The 24,369-nt window shown below is 71.0% G+C and carries 19 protein-coding genes, 1 pseudogene and 1 riboswitch; of the genes and pseudogenes, 16 read left to right on the forward strand and 4 right to left on the reverse strand.

All coding sequences use genetic code 11. The annotated features are described in order from the left end of the window. The first annotated feature begins 11 nt into the window (after positions 1-11). Positions 12-3,545 carry a transcription-repair coupling factor gene (gene mfd / locus ACFY30_RS09880; protein WP_390844632.1) on the forward strand — a complete coding sequence of 1,178 codons (3,534 nt, stop codon included), beginning with the start codon at positions 12-14 and terminating at the stop codon, positions 3,543-3,545. Positions 3,546-3,781: 236 nt separating this feature from the next. Beyond that, a pseudogene (locus ACFY30_RS09885) lies at positions 3,782-3,952 on the forward strand (hypothetical protein); the annotation flags it as partial. A gap of 345 nt (positions 3,953-4,297) precedes the next feature. Here the strand turns inward: ACFY30_RS09885 and ACFY30_RS09890 are convergent. Beyond that, positions 4,298-4,480 (reverse strand): antitoxin, encoded by a 183-nt coding sequence (locus tag ACFY30_RS09890; RefSeq protein ID WP_390659486.1) that lies wholly within the window; start codon positions 4,478-4,480, stop codon positions 4,298-4,300. A 192-nt stretch (positions 4,481-4,672) separates the two neighbouring features. Here ACFY30_RS09890 and ACFY30_RS09895 point away from each other — a divergent pair, with 192 nt between their 5' ends. Together ACFY30_RS09895 and ACFY30_RS09900 are read left to right on the forward strand one after the other, a co-directional pair. After that, positions 4,673-5,407, forward strand: coding sequence for an HNH endonuclease family protein (locus ACFY30_RS09895; RefSeq protein WP_390844633.1), 735 nt, complete (start codon positions 4,673-4,675; stop codon positions 5,405-5,407). A gap of 103 nt (positions 5,408-5,510) precedes the next feature. Continuing rightward, positions 5,511-6,254 carry an N-acetyltransferase gene (locus tag ACFY30_RS09900; RefSeq protein ID WP_390844634.1) on the forward strand — a complete coding sequence of 248 codons (744 nt, stop codon included), beginning with the start codon at positions 5,511-5,513 and terminating at the stop codon, positions 6,252-6,254. Between the two features lie 25 nt (positions 6,255-6,279). On the opposite strand, the gene ACFY30_RS09905 is transcribed toward ACFY30_RS09900, so the two are convergent. Beyond that, positions 6,280-6,663 carry a hypothetical protein gene (locus ACFY30_RS09905; RefSeq protein ID WP_390844635.1) on the reverse strand — a complete coding sequence of 128 codons (384 nt, stop codon included), beginning with the start codon at positions 6,661-6,663 and terminating at the stop codon, positions 6,280-6,282. 199 nt (positions 6,664-6,862) lie between these two features. Between ACFY30_RS09905 and ACFY30_RS09910 the strand changes: the two genes are divergently transcribed. The 12 genes from ACFY30_RS09910 to ACFY30_RS09965 all read left to right on the forward strand — a co-directional run bounded on the left by ACFY30_RS09910 (position 6,863) and on the right by ACFY30_RS09965 (position 20,599). Further along, positions 6,863-7,693, forward strand: coding sequence for a glycoside hydrolase domain-containing protein (locus ACFY30_RS09910; protein WP_390844636.1), 831 nt, complete (start codon positions 6,863-6,865; stop codon positions 7,691-7,693). Positions 7,694-7,924: 231 nt separating this feature from the next. Then, on the forward strand, positions 7,925-8,572 hold the full coding sequence (locus ACFY30_RS09915) for a SurA N-terminal domain-containing protein (RefSeq protein WP_390844637.1): 648 nt from the start codon (positions 7,925-7,927) through the stop codon (positions 8,570-8,572). 132 nt (positions 8,573-8,704) lie between these two features. Beyond that, on the forward strand, positions 8,705-9,703 hold the full coding sequence (locus tag ACFY30_RS09920) for a nucleoside triphosphate pyrophosphohydrolase (RefSeq protein WP_390844638.1): 999 nt from the start codon (positions 8,705-8,707) through the stop codon (positions 9,701-9,703). Between the two features lie 68 nt (positions 9,704-9,771). Further along, a complete protein-coding gene (locus ACFY30_RS09925; RefSeq protein ID WP_390844639.1) occupies positions 9,772-11,055 on the forward strand; it encodes a cytochrome P450 in 1,284 nt (427 codons plus the stop codon). A gap of 220 nt (positions 11,056-11,275) precedes the next feature. Further along, positions 11,276-12,271, forward strand: coding sequence for a transglycosylase family protein (locus tag ACFY30_RS09930; protein ID WP_390844640.1), 996 nt, complete (start codon positions 11,276-11,278; stop codon positions 12,269-12,271). 205 nt (positions 12,272-12,476) lie between these two features. Next, positions 12,477-12,646, forward strand: a riboswitch (cyclic di-AMP (ydaO/yuaA leader). Positions 12,647-12,650: 4 nt separating this feature from the next. Further along, positions 12,651-13,352: a transglycosylase family protein gene (locus ACFY30_RS09935; RefSeq protein WP_390844641.1), complete on the forward strand. Its 702-nt coding sequence runs from the start codon at positions 12,651-12,653 to the stop codon at positions 13,350-13,352. Between the two features lie 355 nt (positions 13,353-13,707). Beyond that, the gene (eno, locus tag ACFY30_RS09940; protein ID WP_390659064.1) at positions 13,708-14,997 is read left to right on the forward strand and encodes a phosphopyruvate hydratase; all 1,290 of its coding nucleotides are present in this window, start codon (positions 13,708-13,710) and stop codon (positions 14,995-14,997) included. Between the two features lie 139 nt (positions 14,998-15,136). After that, positions 15,137-15,613 carry a septum formation initiator family protein gene (locus tag ACFY30_RS09945; protein WP_390844642.1) on the forward strand — a complete coding sequence of 159 codons (477 nt, stop codon included), beginning with the start codon at positions 15,137-15,139 and terminating at the stop codon, positions 15,611-15,613. Between the two features lie 24 nt (positions 15,614-15,637). Continuing rightward, entirely contained in the window at positions 15,638-16,243 is a 606-nt protein-coding gene (locus tag ACFY30_RS09950) for a DUF501 domain-containing protein (protein WP_390844643.1), read from the forward strand. Then, on the forward strand, positions 16,240-17,193 hold the full coding sequence (locus ACFY30_RS09955; protein WP_390844644.1) for an exopolyphosphatase: 954 nt from the start codon (positions 16,240-16,242) through the stop codon (positions 17,191-17,193). The genes ACFY30_RS09950 and ACFY30_RS09955 overlap by 4 nt, the downstream gene beginning before the upstream one ends. A gap of 520 nt (positions 17,194-17,713) precedes the next feature. After that, a complete protein-coding gene (locus ACFY30_RS09960; protein ID WP_390844645.1) occupies positions 17,714-19,105 on the forward strand; it encodes an NAD(P)/FAD-dependent oxidoreductase in 1,392 nt (463 codons plus the stop codon). A gap of 204 nt (positions 19,106-19,309) precedes the next feature. Then, positions 19,310-20,599 (forward strand): class I SAM-dependent methyltransferase, encoded by a 1,290-nt coding sequence (locus tag ACFY30_RS09965; RefSeq protein ID WP_390844738.1) that lies wholly within the window; start codon positions 19,310-19,312, stop codon positions 20,597-20,599. A 55-nt stretch (positions 20,600-20,654) separates the two neighbouring features. On the opposite strand, the gene ACFY30_RS09970 is transcribed toward ACFY30_RS09965, so the two are convergent. Together ACFY30_RS09970 and ACFY30_RS09975 are read right to left on the reverse strand one after the other, a co-directional pair. Then, positions 20,655-23,183, reverse strand: a complete 2,529-nt coding sequence (locus ACFY30_RS09970; RefSeq protein ID WP_390844646.1) for an ABC transporter permease — start codon at positions 23,181-23,183, stop codon at positions 20,655-20,657. Between the two features lie 34 nt (positions 23,184-23,217). Next, entirely contained in the window at positions 23,218-23,988 is a 771-nt protein-coding gene (locus ACFY30_RS09975) for an ABC transporter ATP-binding protein (protein ID WP_390844647.1), read from the reverse strand. Positions 23,989-24,369: the final 381 nt, after the last annotated feature.

Here is a 24,369-nt window from a genome sequence, read left to right on the forward strand (position 1 = left end):
AAGCCCCCCTCATGAGCCTGCACGGTCTGCTCGACGCCGTCGTCAAGGACACCGCCCTCGCGGAAGCGATCCCCGCGGCCGCAGACGGCAACCGCATGCACATCGACCTGGTCGGCCCCCCGGCGGCCCGCCCCTTCGCCATCGCCGCACTGGCCCGCGAGACCGGCCGCCCGGTCCTCGCGGTGACGGCCACCGGCCGCGAGGCCGAGGACCTGGCAGCCGCCCTGCGCTCCCTGCTCCCCGCGGACGGCGTCGTCGAGTACCCCTCCTGGGAGACGCTCCCGCACGAGCGGCTCAGCCCCCGCAGCGACACCGTCGGCCGCCGCCTCGCCGTCCTGCGCCGCCTGTCCCACCCCCGCCCCGACGACCCCGAGACGGGCCCGGTCTCGGTGGTCGTGGCGCCCGTACGCTCCGTGCTCCAGCCGCAGGTCAAGGGCCTCGGCGACCTGGAGCCGGTGGCCCTGCGCACCGGCCAGCAGGCCGACCTCGGCGACACCGTCGCGGCCCTCGCGGCCGCCGCCTACGCGCGCGTGGAGCTCGTCGAGAAGCGCGGCGAGTTCGCCGTACGCGGCGGCATCCTGGACGTGTTCCCGCCCACCGAGGAACATCCCCTGCGCATCGAGTTCTGGGGCGACGACGTCGAGGAGATCCGCTACTTCAAGGTCGCCGACCAGCGTTCCCTGGAGGTCGCCCAACACGGCCTGTGGGCACCCCCGTGCCGCGAGCTCCTCCTCACCGACGAGGTCCGCTCACGCGCGCGTGCCCTCGCCGAGGAGCACCCCGAGCTGGGCGAGCTGCTCGGCAAGATCGCCGAGGGGATCGCCGTGGAGGGCATGGAGTCCCTCGCCCCGGTCCTGGTCGACGACATGGAGCTGCTGATCGACGTCCTCCCCAAGGGCGCGATGGCCGTCGTGTGCGACCCGGAGCGGGTACGCACGCGTGCCGCGGACCTGGTGGCCACCTCGCAGGAGTTCCTGCAGGCGTCCTGGGCGGCCACGGCCGGCGGCGGCGAGGCGCCCATCGACGTCGGCGCGGCCTCCCTGTGGTCGATCGCGGACGTCCGCGACCGGGCGCGCGAGCTGGACATGATGTGGTGGTCGGTGTCGCCGTTCGCCGCGGACCTCGAACTGGAGGCGGACACCCTCCAGCTCGGCATGCACGCCCCGGAGACCTATCGCGGCGACACCGCGAAGGCCCTCGCCGACACCAAGGGCTGGCTCGCCGACGGCTGGCGCGTCGTCTTCGTCACCGAGGGCCACGGCCCGGCCGCCCGCACCGTCGAGGTGCTCGGCGGCGAGGGCGTCGCGGCCCGCCTGGACATCGACCTCACCGACCTGAGCCCTTCCCTCGTCCACGTCTCCTGCGGCTCGATCGACTACGGCTTCGTCGACCCGGTGCTCCGCCTCGCCGTCCTCACCGAGACCGACCTGTCGGGCCAGAAGGCGGCCGGCAAGGACGGCGCGCGCATGCCGGCGCGGCGCCGGAAGACCATCGACCCGCTCACCCTGGAGGCGGGCGACTACATCGTCCACGAGCAGCACGGCGTGGGCCGCTACATCGAGATGGTGCAGCGCACGGTGCAGGGCGCCACCCGCGAGTACCTGGTCGTGGAGTACGCCCCCGCCAAGCGCGGCCAGCCCGGCGACCGCCTCTACATCCCCACCGACCAGCTGGAGCAGATCACCAAGTACGTCGGAGGCGAGGCGCCCACGCTGCACCGGCTGGGCGGCGCGGACTGGACGAAGACCAAGGCGCGCGCGAAGAAGGCCGTCAAGGAGATCGCCGCCGACCTGATCAAGCTGTACAGCGCCCGCATGGCGGCGCCGGGGCACGCCTTCGGCGCGGACACCCCGTGGCAGCGCGAGCTGGAGGACGCCTTCCCGTACGCGGAGACCCCCGACCAGCTCACCACCATCGCCGAGGTCAAGGACGACATGGAGAAGACGGTCCCGATGGACCGCCTGATCTGCGGCGACGTCGGGTACGGCAAGACGGAGATCGCGGTCCGCGCCGCCTTCAAGGCGGTCCAGGACGGCAAGCAGGTCGCCGTGCTGGTCCCGACGACGCTCCTGGTGCAGCAGCACTTCGGCACCTTCTCCGAGCGGTACGCGCAATTCCCGGTGAACGTGAGGGCCCTGTCCCGCTTCCAGACCGACACGGAGGCCAAGGCCGTTCTGGAGGGACTGCGCGAGGGCTCGGTGGACGTCGTCATCGGCACCCACCGCCTGTTCTCCTCGGAGACCAGGTTCAAGGACCTCGGGCTGGTCATCGTCGACGAGGAGCAGCGCTTCGGCGTCGAGCACAAGGAGCAGCTGAAGAAGCTCCGCGCGAACGTCGACGTGCTGACCATGTCCGCGACCCCCATCCCGCGCACCCTGGAGATGGCGGTCACCGGCATCCGCGAGATGTCGACGATCACGACCCCGCCGGAGGAGCGCCACCCGGTGCTCACCTTCGTCGGGCCGTACGAGCAGAAGCAGATCGGCGCCGCCATCCGCCGTGAACTCCTCCGTGAGGGCCAGGTCTTCTACATCCACAACCGGGTCGAGTCGATCGACCGCGCGGCCGCCCGGCTGCGCGAGTTCGTGCCGGAGGCGCGCATCGCCACCGCCCACGGCCAGATGTCGGAGTCCGCGCTCGAACAGGTCGTCGTGGACTTCTGGGAGAAGAAGTTCGACGTGCTCGTCTCGACGACGATCGTCGAGTCCGGCATCGACATCTCCAACGCCAACACCCTGATCGTGGAGCGCGGCGACACCTTCGGCCTGTCCCAGCTGCACCAGCTGCGCGGCCGTGTCGGCCGGGGCCGCGAGCGCGGCTACGCCTACTTCCTCTACCCGCCGGAGAAGCCTCTGACGGAGACCGCCCACGAGCGCCTCGCCACCATCGCCCAGCACACGGAGATGGGCGCGGGCATGTACGTGGCGATGAAGGACCTGGAGATCCGCGGCGCGGGCAACCTCCTCGGCGGCGAACAGTCCGGCCACATCGCGGGCGTCGGCTTCGACCTGTACGTGCGGATGGTCGGCGAGGCCGTCGCGGACTACCGGCGTCAGCTGGAGACCGGCGGGATCGAGGAGGAGCCGCCGCTCGAGGTCAAGATCGAGCTGCCCGTCGACGCGCACGTCCCGCACGACTACGCGCCCGGCGAGCGGCTGCGTCTGCAGGCCTACCGGGCCATCGCCTCCGCCAACTCGGAGGAGGACGTCAAGGCCGTGCGCGAGGAGCTCGTCGACCGCTACGGCAAGCTGCCCGAACCGGTGGAGAACCTGCTGCTGGTGGCGGGCCTGCGCATGCTGGCCCGCGCGTGCGGTGTCGGTGAGATCGTCCTGCAGGGCACCAACATCCGTTTCGCGCCGGTGGAGTTGAGGGAGTCGCAGGAGCTGCGCCTGAAGCGCCTGTACCCCGGTTCCGTCATCAAGCCGGCGGTCCATCAGATCCTCGTGCCGCGCCCGAAGACCGCGAAGGTCGGCGGCAGGCCGCTGGTCGGGCGGGAACTGCTGGGCTGGGTCGGCGAGTTCCTGGCGTCGGTACTGGGCTCGTAGGACGGCTCCCGCCCTCGCGCGGGATACCGCCGGGCCACCGGCCGGACCTGTCCGCCGGTGGCCTTCGGCGACGCGGCCTCGGACACGTGCCGCCGCGCGCCGTGCCGCGAACCGCGCCGCGGCCGGTACCGGTCCGGCGCCCGTGACGAGGGCGGTCCGCGAGACGCTGGCCCGGCTCAGGGAGGGGAGCGTCGGACCTTGCCGCGGGCGACCGGGTCGACCATGCCGGGCCGGCGGAGGCGGCCGCCCAGTCCCGGCGCGCCGCCGAGGCGGCGGACACGGCGGGCCGACCGCTCACAGCGGCCGACGCCGCGCCGGCGTGGCCGGCCGAGCCCCCGCCTCCAGCTCTGGCATGCGGTCACGACCCTGCGCGCACCGCGGTGACGGTCCTCTCACCGTCGTACTGATCGCCGGCCTGGACCCGCCGAGGCGCTGGTGTCCTTCGCCGCGACGGGCGCCGCGTCCGTCCAGCGCTTCGGAAGCCGCGGCCAGCCGCCGAGGAGTGGCAGGCGGCGCGGGAGCGCCCGGTCGCAAGGGACCTGGTCACGCCGGACGGTACGGCGACGGAGGCGGGCCGGGATCCGCGCCGCGTGGAGCGGCACACCGACCGCCCGGCCCTCGGCCCCCGGCGGCGGAGCCCGACGTGGGAGGCGCCGAAGCCCGGGGCGTGTTCACGGGGGAAGCCGCCCGCGGGAGGTGAGGCGGCGCGGACGGCTTCTTCTTCACCGTGGTGTGCGGGGCCCGGTACCGGGCTACTGCCCCTCGGGCCGGTCGGGCCGTTCGCGGTCCATGCCGAGCGTGCCCTCGATCCGCTGCTGGGCGTCGTCGACCTGGCTCTGGTACTTGTCGCCCGTTCTCTCGTTGACCTTCCGTTCCGCGGCGTCGGAGGTGTCCTTCGCCTTGGAGTGGTGCCTGAACCTGTCGAGGATGCCCATCGAGAGCTCCTTCCGGAGGTGACTCATCACCGACGATATTCCCGAGATGCGGCAGATGCCCACTTGAGGCCCTGGTGGTCTGGACCTCCCGGACGCCGCCGCACGCCCCGTCGGTACGGTGTGCACCAGCGTCCGCCGGGGAAACCGCCCTGTGCGGGGTGGCAGCGGCAGGCAAGGGGAGGGGCGCGCGGGATGCGTCTGAGGGGTGGAGCGGCGACCGCCGCCATGCTGATGTGCGCGGCGGTGGCCGGCTGCACCGGCCAGACCGCAGGATCCGGGCTCGGATCCGGTGCGGATGCCGGCTCGGGACCGAGGGCGAGCGGCGGAGCGGCTCTCGCGGCCGCCGGCTCGCTCACGGTGAAGGGCCGCGCGCCCAAGACCGGCTACGAGCGGGACAGGTTCGGCACCGCGTGGGCGGACACGGATTCCAACGGCTGCGACACCCGCGACGACATCCTCAAACGCGACCTGGAGGAGGTGAGGTTCACCGGAGGCACCTGCAAGGTGTCCTACGGCGTGCTGGAGTCGGACCCGTACTCCGGCAAGGACGTCACCTACCGGCGCGGCGCCAGCAAGGTCGACATAGACCATGTCGTCGCGCTGTCCGACGCCTGGCAGAAGGGCGCCAAGTACTGGGACGCGAGCAAGCGGATCGCCCTCGCCAACGATCCCCTCAACCTGCTGGCGGTCGACGCGAGCACCAACCGTTCCAAGGGCGACGGCGACACGGCGACCTGGCTGCCGCCCAACAAGGCCTACCGGTGCACCTATGTCGCGGCCCAGGTCGCCGTGAAGAAGAAGTACGGCCTGTGGGTCACCGCGGCGGAGAAGTCCGCGATGGAGAAGGTCCTCTCCTCCTGCCCGGACCAGAAGCTCCCCACGGGCGGCAACCCGACGAAGGCACCGGAGCGCTTCCACGCGGACTGAGGCCCGTCCGGGCCGGGTCCCGGCCACGACCGCCGGCCCGGGCCTGCCGCACCGCTTCGAAAACCCTTTCCCACCTGGGCTTCGTCCTGCCTACGGTGACCCCATGACGTTCAAGGTCTCCAGCCTCGCCGACCGTCCCGAGATGCTCGGCCCGGTGCAGGACATGCCCGACACCTGGGCGGAGTTCACGACCCAGGACCCCGTCGGCAACGCGCACTACCCGCGGATCCCCGTCGAGTTCCCGGAGTACGTCCTGTTCGCGCAGGACGAGGGGGGTGCGATCGTCGCGCATGCCTACAGCGTGCCGTTCGTCCTGCACACCGAGGGGCGGGAAGAGCTGCCGGCGCGGGGATGGGACCAGGTACTGGTGTGGGCCTTCACCGACCGGCGGCGCGGGGCACGGCCGGACACGGTGAGCGCGGTCTCGATCGTGGTCGCCCCGCACGCCCAGGGCCTGGGCCTGTCCGGGCTGATGCTGTCGGCGATGCGGGACAGCGCAAGGGCGAAGGGGTTCAGCGAGGTCGTCGCGCCCGTCCGGCCGAACGCCAAGCATCTGGAGCCGCACGCCCCGATCGAGGAGTACGCGCACCGGGTGCGGGAGGACGGGCTGCCGTGCGACCCGTGGCTGCGGGTGCACGCGCGGGCCGGGGCGCGCATCGAGCGGGTGGCGCCGGCGTCGATGACGGTGTCGGCCTCACTGGCCGAGTGGCGCCGCTGGACCGGGCTGCCCTTCGACACCCGGGGCGACGTCGAGGTGCCCGGCGCGCTGGTACCGGTGCGGTGCGAGCCGGACCGGGACTACGCGGTGTACGTCGAGCCGAACGTATGGATGCGGCACGCCCTGTGACGGTCCCCGGCACGGGGCCGCTGCCCTACCGCCCGTACGGATATCCCTGCTGATACGGGGGCTGTCCGTACGCCGGCATGGCCGGCACCGGCCGGGTCTTCTTGTCGAACAGCGCGAAGAGCAGCAGCACGGTGGCCACCAGCAGCGTCACCACCGCGGCGATGCCGAGGAAGGGGTCACCGTCGCCGTCGTTCGAGTTCACCGCCCACGGCAGGGTCACGACCTCGTACAGCGCGAACGACGCGAACGCTCCCCAGTCGGAGGGGCGGCCGCGGCGCAGCGCCACGTAGAAGAAGGGCACCCACACCAGCAGGCCCAGGGAGAACCACCCCAGGGCGGCCCAGGCCAGCCGCTGGAACCAGCCGCCCTCGAGCCGCTTCTGCGCGCCCGTCGTTGTCGTCGTCGCCATCCTCATCCCGCCCCCAGGTCGTCCAGGGGCAAGGGTAGGCCACGGCCGGGCAGTCCCGGACCTCCCTTTCTTTACTGTGACATGAGCGAATCTTGTCGCTATGGGGATCATGTGTTGTGCGATCACAGGGGTGCCGCACGCTACGGTGCGATCCGCTTCGCACATACATACGCACAGATGAACGAACGGTGGGGTGGGGATGGCCGAGCACCGGCAGTCCAGAAAGCGCAGATACATCACCTGGGGTGTGGCCGGGGCGGCTGTCCTCGCGGGGGCCGGGATCGCCGCGCAGACCTCGATGGCGGCCACCACCTGGCCCGCGCAGAAGACGTACACGGGCCGTGCCTTCGACACCTGCGCCGCGCCCTCCCTGGCCGCGATGAAGGCCTGGAAGGCCGACGGCTTCTACAGCGGGGCCGCCGTCTACGTCGGCGGCAAGAACCGCGGCTGCAACCAGCCCAACCTCACCGCCTCCTGGGTGAAGTCGGTCGACGCGCTCGGCTGGAAGCTCATCCCGATCTACGTCGGCGCCCAGCCGCCCTGCCAGACCGGCTCCAGCCCCGAGAAGATCACCGCCTCCACGGCCACCTCCCTGGGCGCCACGGACGCGGCGGACGCCGTCGCCAAGGCCTCCGCGCTCGGCATGAAGGCCGGCAGCCCGGTCTACCTCGACATGGAGGCGTACGACATCACGAACAAGGCGTGCAACGACGCCGTCCTCGCCTACGTCCGCTCCTTCACCAAGACCCTGCGCGCCAAGGTCTACCGCGCCGGTTACTACGGCTTCAGCAGCTCCAGCGCCAAGGCGATCGCCACCGCCACCGACAAGACGGACCTGCCGGGCAACCTGTGGTACGCGCTGTGGGACAAGCAGAACACCACGACCACCGACTGGCCGTGGGGCTCCACGCAGTACACCGACCACAGCCGCGGTCACCAGTACCTCGTCAACAGCAAGGAGACCCGCGGCGGTTACACCATCACGGTGGACCGCGACGCGTGGGACGCCCCGGTCGCCCTCGTCGGCTGAGGAGGCGGACCTCCTCCTCGCGGGCGCCGCGTGCCGGAGCGCACGCGGGCGCCCCGTCGGCGGGCGGGGCTGACCTCTCGCACCGACGAGCGGACGGACCACGGGCGAGGCGGTGCCCGAAGTCCTGGTGAATCGTTGGTCGAATGGGTTGGCCCCAGGCCCGCCACTGCCTACCATCGATCACCGCAAGACTTTGTGCACCGTCGCACAATCTCCGACCGGGAGGTTCCCTTGCACCGCCGCCGTCGTCGCACCGCGTTCCTGCTGTCCGCCGCGATCATGGCGGCTCCCCTTCTCACCGCCTGCGGGAACGACGCGCATCCCGGCGCGGCGGCCGTCGTCGGCGGCCAGCGGATCACCGTCGCGCAGCTGGAGAGCCGGGTGGACGAGGTGCGCACGGCCCAGCGGGCCGCCGTCGCCGACGACGCCCAGTACGCGCAGGTCGTCGCCCAGACCGGCGCCCTCACCCGCGACATCCTGCACGGCATGGTCGTGGACCGGGTGCTGGACCGCGCGGCCGCGGACGCGGGGATCACCGTCAGCCGCCGGGAGGTCCAGCAGGCGCGGGCCGGACTGGAGCAGCAGGCGGGTGGCGTCCAGGGCCTGGAGACCTCGTGGCTCCAGCAGTACGGCATCCCGCCGCAGCGCATCGACGAGAACCTCCGCCTCCAGCTGGAGGCCCAGAAGCTCGCCACCAAGCTCGGCACCACCACCAGCGAGCCCGCCTTCTGGAGCGCCCTGTCCGGCACGGCGAAGACGCTCGACGTCGACGTCAACCCGCGCTACGGCAGCTGGGACGTCCAGAAGGTCAGCCGCGTGGACGTGAAGACGCCGTGGGTACGGGAGGTCACGTCGGCGGGGGCCCAGCAGACGACGTGACGACGTGGCGACTGGCGACGTGGCGTCGGCGGTGAGCCCGGCATCCCGCCTTCGGTGTGACGACATGACCGGTCACCCCCGCCTGTGGACAACCGATCGAGGCGGCCGCCGGGAGTGGGTTACGTTCGGGGTGTGAACGCAACGAGCGCGACGAGCGAGACTCCCGAAGGCCCCTCCGACCCCGGCCGAGTCATCCTGCTCACCACCAGCCACCGGGTCGCCCCAGGCCTGCTGTCCTGGCCCGCCTGGCAGGCCCTGCGCACCGCGGACCGCGTCCTGTGTGCCGACGGCGCCCATCCGCAGCTGCCGTACCTGCGCGAGGCCGGCACAGCGGTGGACGAGACGTCGATATCCGCCGAGGACCTGGTCGCCGCCTGCGCCGGCGGCCGCACGGTGGTCGTCGTCGCGACCGGCGAGGGCGAACCGGACCTGACGGACGGCCTCGCCCGCCTGGCCGGCTCGGGCAGGGTCCCGATGCCCGAGCTGGAACTGCTTCCCGCCTCCTACGACCTGCCCGGGGCCCGCCTCCTCGACCTGATCCAGGTGATGGACCGCATCCGGGAGGAGTGCCCCTGGTCCTCCCGGCAGACCCACAAGGGCCTCGCGAAGTACGGCATCGAGGAGGCCTACGAACTCGTCGAGGCCATCGAGGACGGCGACCGCGACGAACTCCGCGAGGAACTGGGCGACGTCCTGCTCCAGGTCGTCTTCCACGCCCGCATCGCCGAGGAGGACGAGGAGTCCCCCTTCTCCATCGACGACGTGGCGGCGACGATCGTCACCAAGCTCATCCACCGCCACCCCCATGTCTTCGGCGACGCCACGGCCACCACCCCCGAAGAGGTCAAGGAACACTGGCTCCGCACGAAGGCGGTGGAGAAGCGCCGCGAGTCGGTCACCGACGGCATCCCTCTGCACCAGCCGGGGCTGGCGCTGGCCGCCAAACTGGCGTCCCGTGTGCGCTCGGCGGGTCTGGAGGTACCGCTGCCCGCGGCGGAGGGCATCGGCTACGAGCTGCTGGCACTGGCCGCCCGAGCCGAGTCGGAGGGCGTCGACCCGGAGGCGGCACTGCGGGCGGCCGCCCGGGCCTACCGGGACGCGATACGCGGCGCCGAGGGGGTGCGGGGATAGGACGGCGGGCCCGCGGTGAGGACGGGCCGGAGTCCGGTGCGCGGGGCGATCCCGGTTACCGTCAATGCGTGACCGACCAGCCCCACCCCCCGACCCGCACCCCGCCGGCCCCGGAACTCTTCACCTGGGAGTTCGCCACCGACCCCTACCCCGCCTACGCCTGGCTCCGCGAGCACGCCCCCGTGCACCGGACCCGGCTGCCCAGCGGCGTGGAGGCCTGGCTGGTCACCCGATACCCCGACGCGAAGCAGGCCCTGGCCGACCAGCGGCTCTCCAAGAACCCCGCGCATCACGACGAGCCCGCGCACGCCAAGGGGAAGACCGGCATCCCCGGTGAGCGCAAGGCCGAGCTGATGACGCACCTGCTGAACATCGACCCGCCGGACCACACCCGGCTGCGGCGGCTGGTCAGCAAGGCGTTCACACCGCGCCGGGTCGCCGAGTTCGCGCCCCGGGTGCAGGAGCTGACCGACCAGCTCATCGACCGGTTCGCCGGGAAGGGCGAGGCCGACCTGATCCACGACTTCGCCTTCCCCCTGCCCATCTACGCCATCTGCGACCTCCTCGGCGTCCCCCGCGAGGACCAGGACGACTTCCGGGACTGGGCGGGCATGATGATCCGTCATGGCAAGGGCCCCCGGGGCGGTGTCGCGCGGTCGGTGAAGAAGATGCGCGGCTATCTGCTGGAGCTCATCCACCGCAAGCGCGCGGAGCTCCCCGCGGAACCTGTCCCGGGCGAGGACCTCATCTCCGGTCTCATCCGCGCCTTCGACCACGGCGAGCACCTCACCGAGAACGAGGCCGCGGCCATGGCCTTCATCCTTCTCTTCGCCGGCTTCGAGACGACCGTCAACCTCATCGGCAACGGCACCTACGCCCTCCTCACCCACCGCGGCCAGCGAGACCGGCTCCAGCAGTCCCTGGCCCGGGGCGAACACGGGCTCCTGGAGACCGGCGTCGAGGAACTGCTCCGCTACGACGGCCCCGTCGAACTCGCCACCTGGCGGTTCGCCACCGAACCCCTCACCCTCGGCGGGCAGGACATCGCCCCCGGCGACCCCGTCCTCGTCGTCCTCGCCGCCGCCGACCGCGACCCCGCCCGCTTCACCGACCCCGACACCCTCGACCTCTCCCGGCGCGACAACCAGCACCTCGGCTACGGCCACGGCATCCACTACTGCCTGGGCGCCCCCCTCGCCCGTCTCGAGGGCCAGACCGCCCTGGCCACCCTCCTCACCCGTCTCCCCGACCTCCGACTCGCCGCGGACCCGGCCGACTTGAGGTGGCGTGGCGGGCTCATCATGCGCGGACTGCGCACCTTGCCCGTGGAGTTCACTCCGGTCCGTGACTGACCAGTGGCTGATCGCCATCTGATCGTGGGTCAGCCGGATTGTGACCGTCTCGCGTAACAAAGGTGACCAACCCTCAAGTCTGTGATCTTCACGTGATCTGCGCGGCATTAACTTGTGACAAGTGATCGTCTGCCGATACGTTCACTCGCTAGCGCGGCGAACCCGTGTGTGCTCACTCGCACGCCGCGCCGTTTGCCGCTGTCCAAAGAAAGGCCCCCGCATGCTCTCCGGGAACGGTCGTCACCGTCGCCCCCGTCAGGCCCCGGCCCTCCTCGTCGCGGCCGGAGTGACCGGCTCCGCCATCGCCATCCCGCTGTTCGCGGCCGGCGGCGCGAGCGCCGCAGAAGGCGCAGTCTGGGACAAGGTGGCGCAGTGCGAGACCGGCGGTTCCTGGAGCGCCGACCGGGGTGACGGCGAGTACGGCGGTCTGGGCCTCAGTCAGGAGGACTGGGAGGCGTACGGCGGACTCGACTACGCCGCCAGCCCGGACCTGGCCAGCCGCAACCAGCAGATAGCCGTGGCCCAGCAGCTCCTCGCGGAGGAGGGTGTCGGCGCCTGGGGCACCTGTGCCCTGACGTCCGGGCTCACCAAGGAGAGCGGCGCGGTCGGAGTGGACACCGGAGTCGCCGGCGGCGAGTCCGACTCGTCCGTGTCCTCCGGATTGTCCGACCTGTCCAAGGGATCGTCCGATTCCGGGAAGTCCGGCGACTCCAACGGCTCGGCCGGTTCCGGCGACTCCGGCGAGAGTCCGTCCGACTCCTCCGGTGATGGGGCTGGTTCGGCCTCGGAGTCCCCTTCGTCCTCTTCGTCCTCCGCGGCGAACGACTCCGGCAAGTCCGACACTTCGGGCGGCGGCTCGGAGGGCTCACAGGGCGCCGACAGCTCGCCCACAGCGACCCCGGAAGGGGACGACTCGGACAATACGGTGCAGGCGGAGGGTTCTTGGAGCCTCGTCGACACCGGCTCGCTCGGCTCCGGCCGCCATCGCGGCACCACCGCCGACGAGAGTGCCGCGGGCGGCACGAGGACCGCCTCCTCCGGCCGGCACGCCGCGTCCACCTACGTCGTCCAGGAGGGTGACTCGCTCATCACCATCGCCGACTCCCTTGGTGTCGACGGGGGATGGCGTGCGCTCTACGCCGAGAACAAGGACGTCATCGGTCCCGACCCGAGCGACATCACCCCCGGTCAGACCCTGGACACCGGGGTCGAATAGGGCTGGAACACCCAGAAAAACACCGGGAGTTCACGTCCCACTTCGTGGCTAATGTCCGCTTTGGTGAAAGTGTGGGATGAGTCTCAGAAGTCGTGATCGTCTTTGAAATTCCCCGGATCCCGTGTCTACGGTCATGACCGCTCGGCAACCCGAGCCCCGGCCGCCGCAACGCCGAATCCTGCCAGCGGCACCCCGGGAACAGTCGTCGCGTCAAGCGCCGTAGGCAGGAGCGGGGGACCCAAGGTAAGTGCCGGACCCGGCGGATGACCGCCGGAACCGGCTCGGGGTGAAGCCGCGCACCGTGAGGTGCGTGGCCGGGCAACTCAACCGGCCCGAACCCGACAGCTCACCTCGCAGGCGTCGGTGAGGGGATCGATCCATGCTGTTTTCCGGCAAGGGCAAGCACCGTCGTCCGAACAAGGCCACCCGCGCCGCCGCACTCGCCGGCGTCACCGGTGTCGCCATCGCCGCCCCGCTGATGGCGGCCGGCAACGCCTCCGCCGCCACCGCTTCCGAATGGGACGCGGTCGCTCAGTGCGAGTCCGGCGGCAACTGGTCCATCAACACCGGCAACGGCTACTACGGCGGCCTGCAGTTCTCGGCCTCCACCTGGGCCGCGTACGGCGGCACCGCCTACGCCGCGCGCGCCGACCTCGCCAGCAAGGAACAGCAGATCACCATCGCCGAGAAGGTCCTCGCGGGCCAGGGCAAGGGTGCCTGGCCGGTCTGCGGCACCGGTCTGTCCAACACTCCGTACTCGGGTGGCGGCTCCACGGGCTCCTCCTCGAGCGGCTCCACCGGCTCCTCCTCCGGCAGCGGCACCACCACGCGCTCGACCGAGCAGCAGAGCGCCTCCCGCTCCGCCGAGCGCCCCGCCGCCTCCAAGACGGTCACCACCCCGACCGGCAAGAAGGTCAAGAAGGGTGACGGCGAGTACAAGGTCGTCAAGGGCGACACCCTCAGCACCATCGCCGAGAAGCACAAGGTCAAGGGCGGCTGGCAGAAGCTGTTCCAGCTGAACAAGGACATCGTCGAGGACGCCGACCTCATCTACCCGGGCCAGCAGCTGCACCTGAAGTGACACCTGGCTCCTGGCCGGCCCACAGCATCCTCACAACCGAGGCCCGCACACTGAAGGCCTCGTGAGGGTCACCCCCGTCCCCACGGGCTCCCCGCTCCGGTGCGTGTTCCCCCGTACGCACCGGGGCGGGGTTTTTTTCTGCCCTCCGGCCGTTCTTCGCCATCTGTTCGCCCGAGTTCCGTCCCCGGTCTTTGTTCCGGCCAGGAACAATGTGTACGGTCAGTCTGTCCACGGGACGGTCGGTCGGCTGCCGACGGCCCCGGGGCGGTTAGGCTCTAGTCGCAAGGCTCACCAAAGGCCGACATGGCCCGCGGGCCCCGCACAACCAGCGTCACATCCCAAGAAGGAGATGCTCGTGCCGTCCATCGACGTCGTCGTAGCCCGGGAAATCCTGGACTCCCGAGGCAACCCCACGGTCGAGGTCGAGGTCGGCCTCGACGACGGCAGCACGGGTCGTGCCGCCGTTCCCTCCGGCGCCTCCACCGGCGCCTTCGAGGCCATCGAGCTCCGCGACGGTGACCCGGGCCGCTACCAGGGCAAGGGTGTCGAGAAGGCCGTCCTCGCCGTCATCGAGCAGATCGGCCCGGAGCTGGTCGGCTACGACGCCACCGAGCAGCGCCTGATCGACCAGGCCATGTTCGACCTGGACGCCACCGACAACAAGGGCTCCCTCGGTGCCAACGCCATCCTCGGCGTCTCGCTCGCCGTCGCCCACGCCGCCTCCGAGGCCAGCGACCTCCCGCTCTTCCGCTACCTGGGCGGCCCCAACGCGCACCTGCTGCCGGTGCCGATGATGAACATCCTGAACGGCGGCTCGCACGCCGACTCCAACGTGGACATCCAGGAGTTCATGATCGCCCCGATCGGCGCGGAGTCCTTCTCCGAGGCCCTGCGCTGGGGCACCGAGGTCTACCACACCCTCAAGAAGGTCCTGAAGTCGAAGGGCCTGTCCACCGGTCTCGGCGACGAGGGCGGCTTCGCCCCGAACCTCGGCTCCAACCGCGAGGCCCTCGACCTCATCCTCGAGGCCATCAAGGAAGCCGGCTACACCCCCGGCGAGCAGATCGCCCTCGCGCTCGACGTCGCCGCCTCCGAGTTCTACAAGGACGGCTCCTACACCTTCGAGGGCAAGGACCGCTCCGCCGCCGAGATGACCGAGTACTACGCCGAGCTCGTCGCGGCGTATCCGCTCGTGTCCATCGAGGACCCGCTGTTCGAGGACGACTGGGAGGGCTGGAAGACCATCACCGACAAGCTCGGTGACAAGGTCCAGCTCGTCGGTGACGACCTGTTCGTCACCAACCCCGAGCGTCTGGCCCGCGGTATCGAGGAGGGCGCGGCCAACGCGCTGCTGGTGAAGGTGAACCAGATCGGTTCGCTCACCGAGACCCTGGACGCCGTCGAGCTGGCCCAGCGCAACGGCTTCAAGTGCATGATGTCGCACCGCTCCGGCGAGACCGAGGACGTCACCATCGCCGACCTGGCCGTCGCCACCAACTGCGGCCAGATCAAGACCGGCGCCCCGGCCCGCTCCGAGCGCGTCGCCAAGTACAACCAGCTGCTGCGCATCGAGGAGATCCTCGACGACGCGGCGGTGTACGCCGGCCGCAGCGCCTTCCCGCGGTTCCGCTCCGCGAACCAGTAGGCCCGGCGGGGGGCCGTGGAGGTCCCCCGGCCCGACCCGAGCGGGGTCGGCGCGAGCCAGTCGTACGTACGTCCCCGTACTCGGTCCCGTACCGTGTGCGGGGACGTACGCGTGTGTGGAAAGGGGAGGCGCAGAGCCGATGGCCGTGAAGGACCGGGACCGTTTCTCCACCGCGACCAGACTGCGGCTGCTCGGCGAGCAGACCGCGGCCCGGGTCTACCGCTCCCAGACCAGGCGACAGGCCCGCCGCTCCCGCCTCACCGGCCGCGCCGCGCTCCTCGCGCTGGTCCTGTGCACCCTGATCGTGGCCCTGGCCTACCCGATGCGGCAGTACGTCTCCCAGCGTGCCGAGATCGCCGACCTGGAGCGGGAGAGGGAGCAGGCCCGCGAGCGGGTCGAGCAACTGCGCGACCTCAAGGCGCGCTGGCAGGACGACGCGTACGCCGAGCAGCAGATCCGGGAGCGGCTGCACTATGTGATGCCGGGGGAGACCGGCTTTGTCGTGATCGACCCGGACGCGGCCACCAAGACCCGCGCCGACCACGGGGCGGCCGACCGCCCCTGGTACTCGAACGTGTGGGACGGCGTCGACAAGTCCGACGCGTCCGACCAGTGACACCGTGCAGGTAGAAAGACAGGTATGGAAAAGCCCCCGCCGACCACCCCGCGCACCGAGCCCACCGACGCGGACGTCGAGGCCTTCAAGCAGCAGCTCGGCCGACCGCCGCGCGGGCTGCGCGCGATCGCGCACCGGTGCCCGTGCGGCCAGCCGGACGTCGTCGAGACGGCCCCCCGCCTGCCCGACGGCACCCCCTTCCCGACGCTGTACTACCTCACGTGCCCCAAGGCGAACTCCGCCATCGGCACCCTCGAGGCGAACGGCGTGATGAAGGAGATGACCGAACGGCTGGGCACCGACCCGGAGCTGGCCGCCGCCTACCGTGCCGCGCACGAGGACTACATCCGGCGCCGGGACGAGATCGAGGAGCTGACGGGCTTCCCGAGCGCGGGCGGCATGCCGGACCGCGTGAAGTGCCTGCACGTGCTCGTGGCGCACTCCCTGGCGGCGGGCCCGGGTGTGAACCCGCTCGGCGACGAGGCGCTCGCCCTGCTGCCGCAGTGGTGGCGCAAGGGGGCGTGCGTGACGCTTCCCGGGACGCCCTCCGGCGAGGGCCGGCAGGTGGAGACGTCCGAGGACGGCGCCGGTCACCTCGCCTTCGGGCCGGTCGAGGGAGACGAGCGGTGACCCGGGTCGCAGCCGTCGACTGCGGGACGAACTCGATCCGCCTCCTCGTCGCCGACGCCGACCCCGAGACCGGTGAACTGGTCGAACTGGACCGCCGGATGACGATCGTCCGCCTCGGCCAGGGCGTCGACCGCACCGGCCGGCTGGCGCCCGAGGCGCTGGAGCGGACCTTCGCCGCCTGCCGCGAGTACGCGGCGGTGATCAAGGAGCTCGGCGCGGAGCGGCTGCGCTTCGTGGCCACCTCCGCCTCCCGGGACGCCGAGAACCGCGACGAGTTCGTGCGGGGCGTGCTGGACATCCTGGGCGTCGAGCCCGAGGTCATCAGCGGCGAGCAGGAGGCCGAGTTCTCCTTCACCGGCGCCACGAAGGAACTGAAGGGCCGCGCGGACCTCACCCGGCCCTACCTGGTGGTGGACATCGGCGGCGGCTCCACGGAGTTCGTGGTCGGCGACGAGCACGTGGGCGCGGCCCGCTCGGTGGACGTCGGCTGTGTGCGGATGACCGAGCGCCACCTGGTCGTGGACGGAAAGGTCACCGACCCGCCGGCGCCGGAGCAGATCGCGGCCCTGCGCGCCGACGTCGAGGCTGCCCTGGACCTCGCCGAGGAGACGGTCCCGCTGCGCGAGGCGCACACGCTGGTGGGCCTCGCGGGGTCCGTGACCACGGTCTCGGCGATCGCCCAGAACCTCCCCGCGTACGACTCGGCGGCCATCCACCACTCGCGCATCTCGCACGACAGGGTCCGCGAGATCACCGAGTGGCTGCTGCGCTCCACGCACGCCGAGCGCGCGGCGGTCCCGTCGATGCACCCGGGCCGGGTGGACGTGATCGCGGCGGGCGCCCTCGTACTGCTGGCGATCATGGAGCGGATCGGCGCGGAGGAGGTCGTCGTGAGCGAGCACGACATCCTGGACGGCATCGCGTGGTCGGTGGCGGGCTCCTCCGCCTGACTCCGCCTGACTCCGCCCGACTCCGCCCGACTGCGCCCCGCTCAGCCCCTCCGCAGGGCTCCGCCGGACGCCGCACGACCCGTGCCCGGGCGCTAGTTGCACTCTGCTGAGCAGGCAGGATGCCCGTTTGAGCAGCGTCGAGGGGCCTTCCCGGGCCCCTCGGCGACGCCCCGTCGGAAAAGTTCGTGAAGTTCTTCACAAGGAATTCGGCCCTGTCGGAGGACGAACGTGGCCCGGTTGACCCTTCCGGGGGGCCGGCACCCGTGTGAACGTGTTCAAAAGAGGCGCGCACGGACGTTTCGCGGAGGTGTTCCCAGGGCGTGTTTCGGACCCCTCACCCCACCCCTCATCACCCGGAGAGGCAGCTCACGCGGCATTGACAACGCCCCGCCCTACACGCAGGTTCCCCCTCCGCGCCATGACGTGGATCACGCGGGCCGCGGAGGATAGCACACACCCTCCGGAAGCTTGTGAAGGGGCGCACGAGCGACCCCCCTCAGGCGGGTGGATACTCGATGCCATGAGCACCACGGAGCGTCCCAGGATCCTCGTAGTAGGCGGTGGGTACGTAGGCCTGTACGCAGCTCGGCGCATCCTCAAGAAGATGCGCTACGGCGAGGCGACCGTCACGGTCGTCGACCCCCGGTCGTACATGACCTACCAGCCCTTCCTCCCCGAAACCGCCGCCGGCAACATCTCCCCGCGCCACGTCGTCGTCCCGCTGCGACGCGTGCTGCCGAAGGCGGAGGTCCTCACCGGCCGGGTCACCACCATCGACCAGGACCGCAAGGTCGCCACGATCGCCCCGCTGGTCGGCGAGGCGTACGAGCTGCCTTTCGACTACCTGGTGATCGCGCTCGGCGCGGTCTCCCGCACCTTCCCGATCCCCGGCCTCGCCGAGCAGGGCATCGGTATGAAGGGCATCGAGGAGGCCATCGGCCTGCGCAACCACGTCCTCGAGCAGCTCGACAAGGCCGACTCCACCACCGACGAGGAGATCCGCCGCAAGGCGCTCACCTTCGTCTTCATCGGCGGCGGCTTCGCCGGTGCGGAGACCATCGGTGAGGTCGAGGACATGGCCCGCGACGCGGCCAAGTACTACAAGAACGTGTCCCGCGAGGACATGCGCTTCATCCTCGTCGACGCCGCCGACAAGATCCTGCCGGAGGTCGGCCCGAAGCTCGGCCAGTACGGCAAGGCGCACCTGGAGAGCCGCGGTGTGGAGATCTACCTCTCCACCTCCATGGACTCCTGCGTGGACGGCCACGTCGTCCTGAAGAACGGCCTCGAGGTCGACTCCAACACGATCGTGTGGACCGCCGGCGTCAAGCCCAACCCGGTCCTGGCCCGCTACGGCCTCCCGCTCGGCCCCCGCGGCCACGTGGACGCCCAGCCGACCCTCCAGGTCACCGGCACCGACTACATCTGGGCCGCCGGCGACAACGCCCAGGTCCCGGACGTCGCCGCCCGCAAGGCCGGCGTCGAGAACGCCTGGTGCCCGCCGAACGCCCAGCACGCGCTGCGCCAGGCCAAGGTCCTCGGCGACAACGTGGTCTCCGGCATGCGGGGCTTCCCGCAGAAGGAGTACGCGCACTCCAACAAGGGTGCGGTGGCGGGCCTCGGCCTCCACAAGGGCGTCGCGATGATCGTCATGGGCAAGATGAAGATCAAGCTCAAGGGCCGTCTCGCCTGGTACATGCACCGTGGCTACCACGGTCTGGCGATGCCGACCTGGAACCGCAAGATCCGCGTCTTCGCCGACTGGACGCTCGGCATGTTCCTCAAGCGCGAGGTCGTCGCCCTCGGCGCCATGGAGAACCCGCGCGAGGAGTTCTACGAGGCCGCCAAGCCGGCCCCCGCCCCGGCCGCGGCCGGGGCGAAGCCGGAGAACGAGAAGGCCAACGCCTCCTGATCTCCGCCTGACAGCACACCCCGTAGGGGCCGTCCGCCATCCGTGGTGCGGGCGGCCCCTACGGCTGTTCCGGACGGCTCGGCCCCCTGGTGACGTCCGCGGAGTTTGCCCAGCCATGACGCGCGTGGGGGACTGCGTCCAGGCCCGCAAGGTGTTTACGTGGAGTCAGGACAGTCCGGGATCACCGTCACGGAGGTGTGCTCCATGACCCATGCCGCGCCGCGGCTCCACGCCCTCGTCGAACAGCTGCTGGGAGTCCCGCTCCCGGTGCGCGTGCGCGCCTGGGACGGTTCGCAGGCGGGCCCGCCCGACGCGCCCACCGTGGTGGTGCGCAACCGAAGAGCCCTGCGCCGTCTGCTCTTCAAACCGGGCGAACTGGGCCTCGCCCGCGCCTGGGTCGCAGGCGACCTGGACGTCGAGGGCGATCTCTACGTCACCCTCGGCCTTCTTTCAGGGCTCCTCTGGGAACGGGACGAGGACGCCCGAGGCCTCGCCCAGGCCCTGCGCGACCCCCAGTTCCGTGCGGCCGTCCGCGGGTTGCTGAAGATGGCGGGACCCCCGCTGCCGCCCGTGCCGCCCGAGGAGGAGGTGCGCCGCACCGGACACCTCCACACCCGCCACACCGACCGACGGGCCGTCAGCCACCACTACGACGTCGGCAACGACTTCTACGAGATCGTCCTCGGCCCGTCCATGGTGTACTCCTGCGCCTACTGGCCCGGCCCCGACAGCAGCCTCGAACAGGCCCAGCGGGACAAGCTCGAACTCGTCTGCCGCAAGCTCGGCCTGACCCCCGGCCGGCGGCTCCTCGACGTCGGCTGCGGCTGGGGATCCCTGGCCGTCCACGCGGCCCGCGAGCACGGGGTGGGCGTCGTCGGCATCACCCTCTCGCAGGAGCAGGCGGCCTACGCCCGCAAACGCGTCGCCGACGCCGGTCTCACCGACCGGGTCGAGATCCGGGTGCAGGACTACCGGGACGTCGGCGACGGTCCCTACGACGCGATCTCCTCCATCGGCATGGCCGAACACGTGGGGGCCGAGAAGTACCTGGAGTACGCGACCGTCCTGCGCGAGCTCCTCACGCCCGGCGGGCGGCTGCTCAACCACCAGATCGCCCGCCGGCCCCAGCGCGACGAATCCACCTATCACGTCGACGAGTTCATCGACGCCTACGTCTTCCCCGACGGCGAGCTGGCGCCCCTGGGCACCACCGTCACCCAGCTCGAACGCGCCGGCTTCGAGGTCCGTGACGTCGAGTCGATCCGTGAGCACTACGCCCTCACCCTGCGCCGCTGGGTGGCCCGGCTGGAGGACGACTGGGCGCGCGCCGTCCGGCTCACCAGCCCCGGACGGGCCCGTGTCTGGCGGCTGTACATGGCCGCCTCCGCCGTCGCCTTCGAACGCAACCGCATCGGCGTCAACCAGGTCCTCGCCGTCCGGACAGCCGAGCCCGGGGACTCCGGGATGCCCCTGCGCAGCCGTACCTGGAACTGAGCACACGGAAAAGGGGCCCCGCGTCCCATGACACGGGGCCCCGACCGGACGCCGGCTACTCCGACTTGATCGCCGCCAGCATGTTCAGCCGGGCCGCCCGCCGCGCCGGCCACAGCGCCGCCAGGACGCCCACGCCGGCGGCCAGCAGCAGGAACAGGGCCATCCGGCCCCACGGCAGGACGAGTTCGTACGTCGCCATCTTCGTGCCGAGCAGCTCACCGGCCGCCCAGCCGAAGAACACGCCCAGGCCGATGCCGAGCACCCCGCCGAAGAGGGAGATGACCAGGGACTCCAGACGGACCATCCGCTTGACCGAGCGGCGGTCCAGGCCGATCGCCCGCAGCATGCCGATCTCCTGCGAGCGCTCGAAGACCGACATGGCCAGGGTGTTGATCACGCCGAGGACCGCGACGATCACGGCCATGGCCAGCAGGCCGTAGAGCATGTTCAGCATCAGCGTGAACATCTGCGCGATGCTGTCGGACAGGTCCTTCCTGCTCTGCACCTTGATGGCCGGGTTGGAGCCGAGGGCCTTCTCCAGCCGGTCCTTGGTCGCGTCCGAGGCACCGCCGGAGGTCTTGACCATGACCTGCATGTCGGCCGGGTCCTCCTGGTGCGGGGAGAGCGCGGCGCTGTCCAGCAGGATGCCCCCGATCAGCTCGTTGGCCTCGTACACGCCGGCGACCGTCAGCCGCTGCTTCTCGCCGTCCTCGTAGGAGACGGTGAAGTCCGAACCTGCCTTCCAGCCGTGGGACCTGGCCGTGTCCTCGTCCACGACGACCCGCGCGCCGTCCACCTCGAAGGTGCCGTCCTCGACCGGGAGGTCGGTCAGCTCGCCGAACGCGGCGCCGTTGACACCGGTGAGGTACTCGGTGGTGCCTTCGACACGGCCGGGCGCGTTGCGCATCGGGCTCGTGGCGGTCACGCCGTCGGTGGACTTCAGCTTCTTCTCGACGTCGGGGGAGAGCCCGTTGCCGTTCGCCATCGACACCACGTAGTCGGCGCGGATCGCCGAGGACGCCATCTTGTCGATCGACTTCTGCAGGCTGCCCGCCATCACCGTCATACCGGTGATCAGCGTGAGGCCGATCATCAGCGCCGAGGCGGTGGCGGCCGTACGGCGCGGGTTGCGCACCGAGTTCTGCCGGGCCAGCTTGCCGGAGACCCCGAAGATCCGCAGGACCGGTGCCGCGCCCGCGATCAGCGGGCGGGACAGCAGCGGGGTCAGGATGAACACGCCGATGATCAGCAGAACCGCGCCGAGACCCATGGGGGCCTGGCCGTCGGAGCCCTCCATCGTCGTCGCCGTCAGGACCACCGCGACGCCCGCCGCGGAGAACAGCGCGCCCAGCGTGTTGCGCAGCACCAGCGACCTGGTGGTCGCCTTGGCGTGCACGCTGCTCATCGCCGCGACCGGCGGGATCTTCGCGGCCCGGCGGCCCGGCAGCCACGCGGCCAGCATGGTGATGACGACACCGACCGCGAGGGAGGCCCCGACCGTGCCCGGCGAGATCACCAGCGGGCCGTCGGGGACGGTCGCGCCGAGCGTGTTCATGAGCGACCGCAGTCCCGCGCCGATGCCGATACCGGCCACCAGACCCGTCACGCCGGCCACCACGCCCACCACGAACGCCTCGATCAGCACCGACCGCGTCACCTGCCGGCGCGAGGCGCCCACGGCGCGCAGCAGCGCGAGTTCCTTGGTGCGCTGGGCGACCAGCATGGTGAAGGTGTTGGCGATGATGAAGGTGCCGACGAACAGCGCGATCCCGGCGAAGACCAGCAGGCCCTGCTTCAGTCCGCTCATCGAGGCGGAGATCATCTCGGCCTGGTCGGCGGCGAGCCGCTCGCCCGTGGTGGTCTCCACCTCGCCCCGGGGCAGGGCGGCGTCCAGGGCGGCCTTCAGCGCGGTCTGCGAGGTGCCGGCGGCGGCCTTCACGTCGATCTCGTCGTACGTGCCGGCCTTGCCGAACAGCTGCTGCGCGCTCGCCGTGTCGAACAGGGCGAGGCTGCCGCCCGCGGCCACGTTGCCGTCGTCCGTGGTGAAGATGCCGGTGATCTTCGGGGTGAGGACCGGCCCGTCGACCGAGATCCGTACGGTGTCGCCGACCTCGTAGCCGGCCCGCCGGGCGGTCTCGGAGTCGATGACGACCTCGTCCTTCCCCCGCGGGGCGGCGCCCTCCTTCAGCGGGTACCGGGCGTCCTCGGCGCCCCAGTAGTTGCCGCCCTGCGACTGGAAGCCGCCGCCGACGAGCTTGCCGTCCTTGTCGGCGATGGCCGTGAAGCCGCTCACGACGCCCACGGCGGAGGCCGCGCCGGGCACCTTCGCGCTCTTCTCGCGCAGCGCCTCGGTCAGTTCGGGCGTTTTGACGATGCGGTCGCCGACGTCCTCCTGGACCTCGGCGGTGACGGCGACGTCGACCTGGTCGAAGCCCTTGGCGGAGCTCTTCTGGAAGGCGTCGGAGATGGTGTTGGTGAAGACGAGGGTCCCGGAGACGAAGGCCACGCCGAGCATCACGGCGAGAACGGTCATCAGGAGCCGGGCCTTGTGCGCGAGGACGGTGCGCAGGGCGGTGCGGAACATGAGGGTGTCTACTCCGAAGGTCGGTGACCGGACGTCAGCTGGTGCGGCCCTTGGCGTCGAACTGCTTCATCCGGTCGAGCACCGCATCCGCCGTCGGCCCGTACACCTCGTCGACGATCCGTCCGTCCGCGAGGAACACCACCCGGTCCGCGTACGCCGCCGCCACCGGGTCGTGGGTCACCATCACCACCGTCTGGCCCAGCTCCCGCACGGAGTTGCGCAGGAAGCCCAGCACCTCGGCGCCGGAGCGCGAGTCGAGGTTCCCGGTCGGCTCGTCGCCGAAGATGATGTCGGGCCTGGAGGCCAGGGCGCGGGCGACGGCGACGCGCTGCTGCTGGCCGCCGGAGAGCTGAGCGGGGCGGTGGCTCAGCCGGTCCTTGAGGCCCACCATCTGGATCACGGTGTCCAGCCACTGCTTGTCCGGTTTACGCCCCGCGATGTCCATCGGAAGGGTGATGTTCTCCAGCGCTGTCAGCGTCGGCAGCAGGTTGAACGCCTGGAAGATGAACCCGATCTTGTCCCGGCGGAGCTTGGTGAGCTGCTTGTCCTTCAGCGAGCCGAGCTCGGTGTCGCCGATGCGCACGGAACCGGACGAGAAGGTGTCGAGGCCGGCCACGCAGTGCATCAGCGTGGACTTGCCGGACCCGGAGGGGCCCATGATCGCGGTGAACTCGGCCTGCCGGAAGTCGACGGAGACGCGGTCCAGGGCGACCACCTGGGTCTCGCCCTGCCCGTAGATCTTCGACAGGTCCGTGGCGCGTGCGGCCACGGCGGTGGTCCGTTCGGCGAGGGGGCTGGTGGTCACGGAAACGCGCTCCTGACGGGACGGTGGTCTGGTCTGGGGGACGTGAACCAGCATTCCGGCAGGGCGCGGGGTTGTAGTCAGTCGCTGTTCCGGTTCTGAAGGCAGACTCGGGGCGGACCCCGGACCGCCGTGTCATACCTGGGGATGACCCCGTCCCCTGAGGGACGGTTCGTCAAGAACCGGTGGAGCACCCTCGTTCGTACGGTGAAATTCCGTCATTCCGCATACGCGCGCGGTGGTCGCGCGCCAGGCTACTGGCAAGTGCGGATGGCCAGTTCCAGGTGCTGATGCTCCCTCAGACCTCAATAAAATAAGACAACATCGGTCTGCTCTTCGGCTGTTCGGGGGACGGATCCCGATAGGGTCGGAAGCTCAACGCGG

The sequence above is a fragment of the Streptomyces sp. NPDC000345 genome (assembly GCF_042898825.1).
GTDB lineage: Bacteria > Actinomycetota > Actinomycetes > Streptomycetales > Streptomycetaceae > Streptomyces.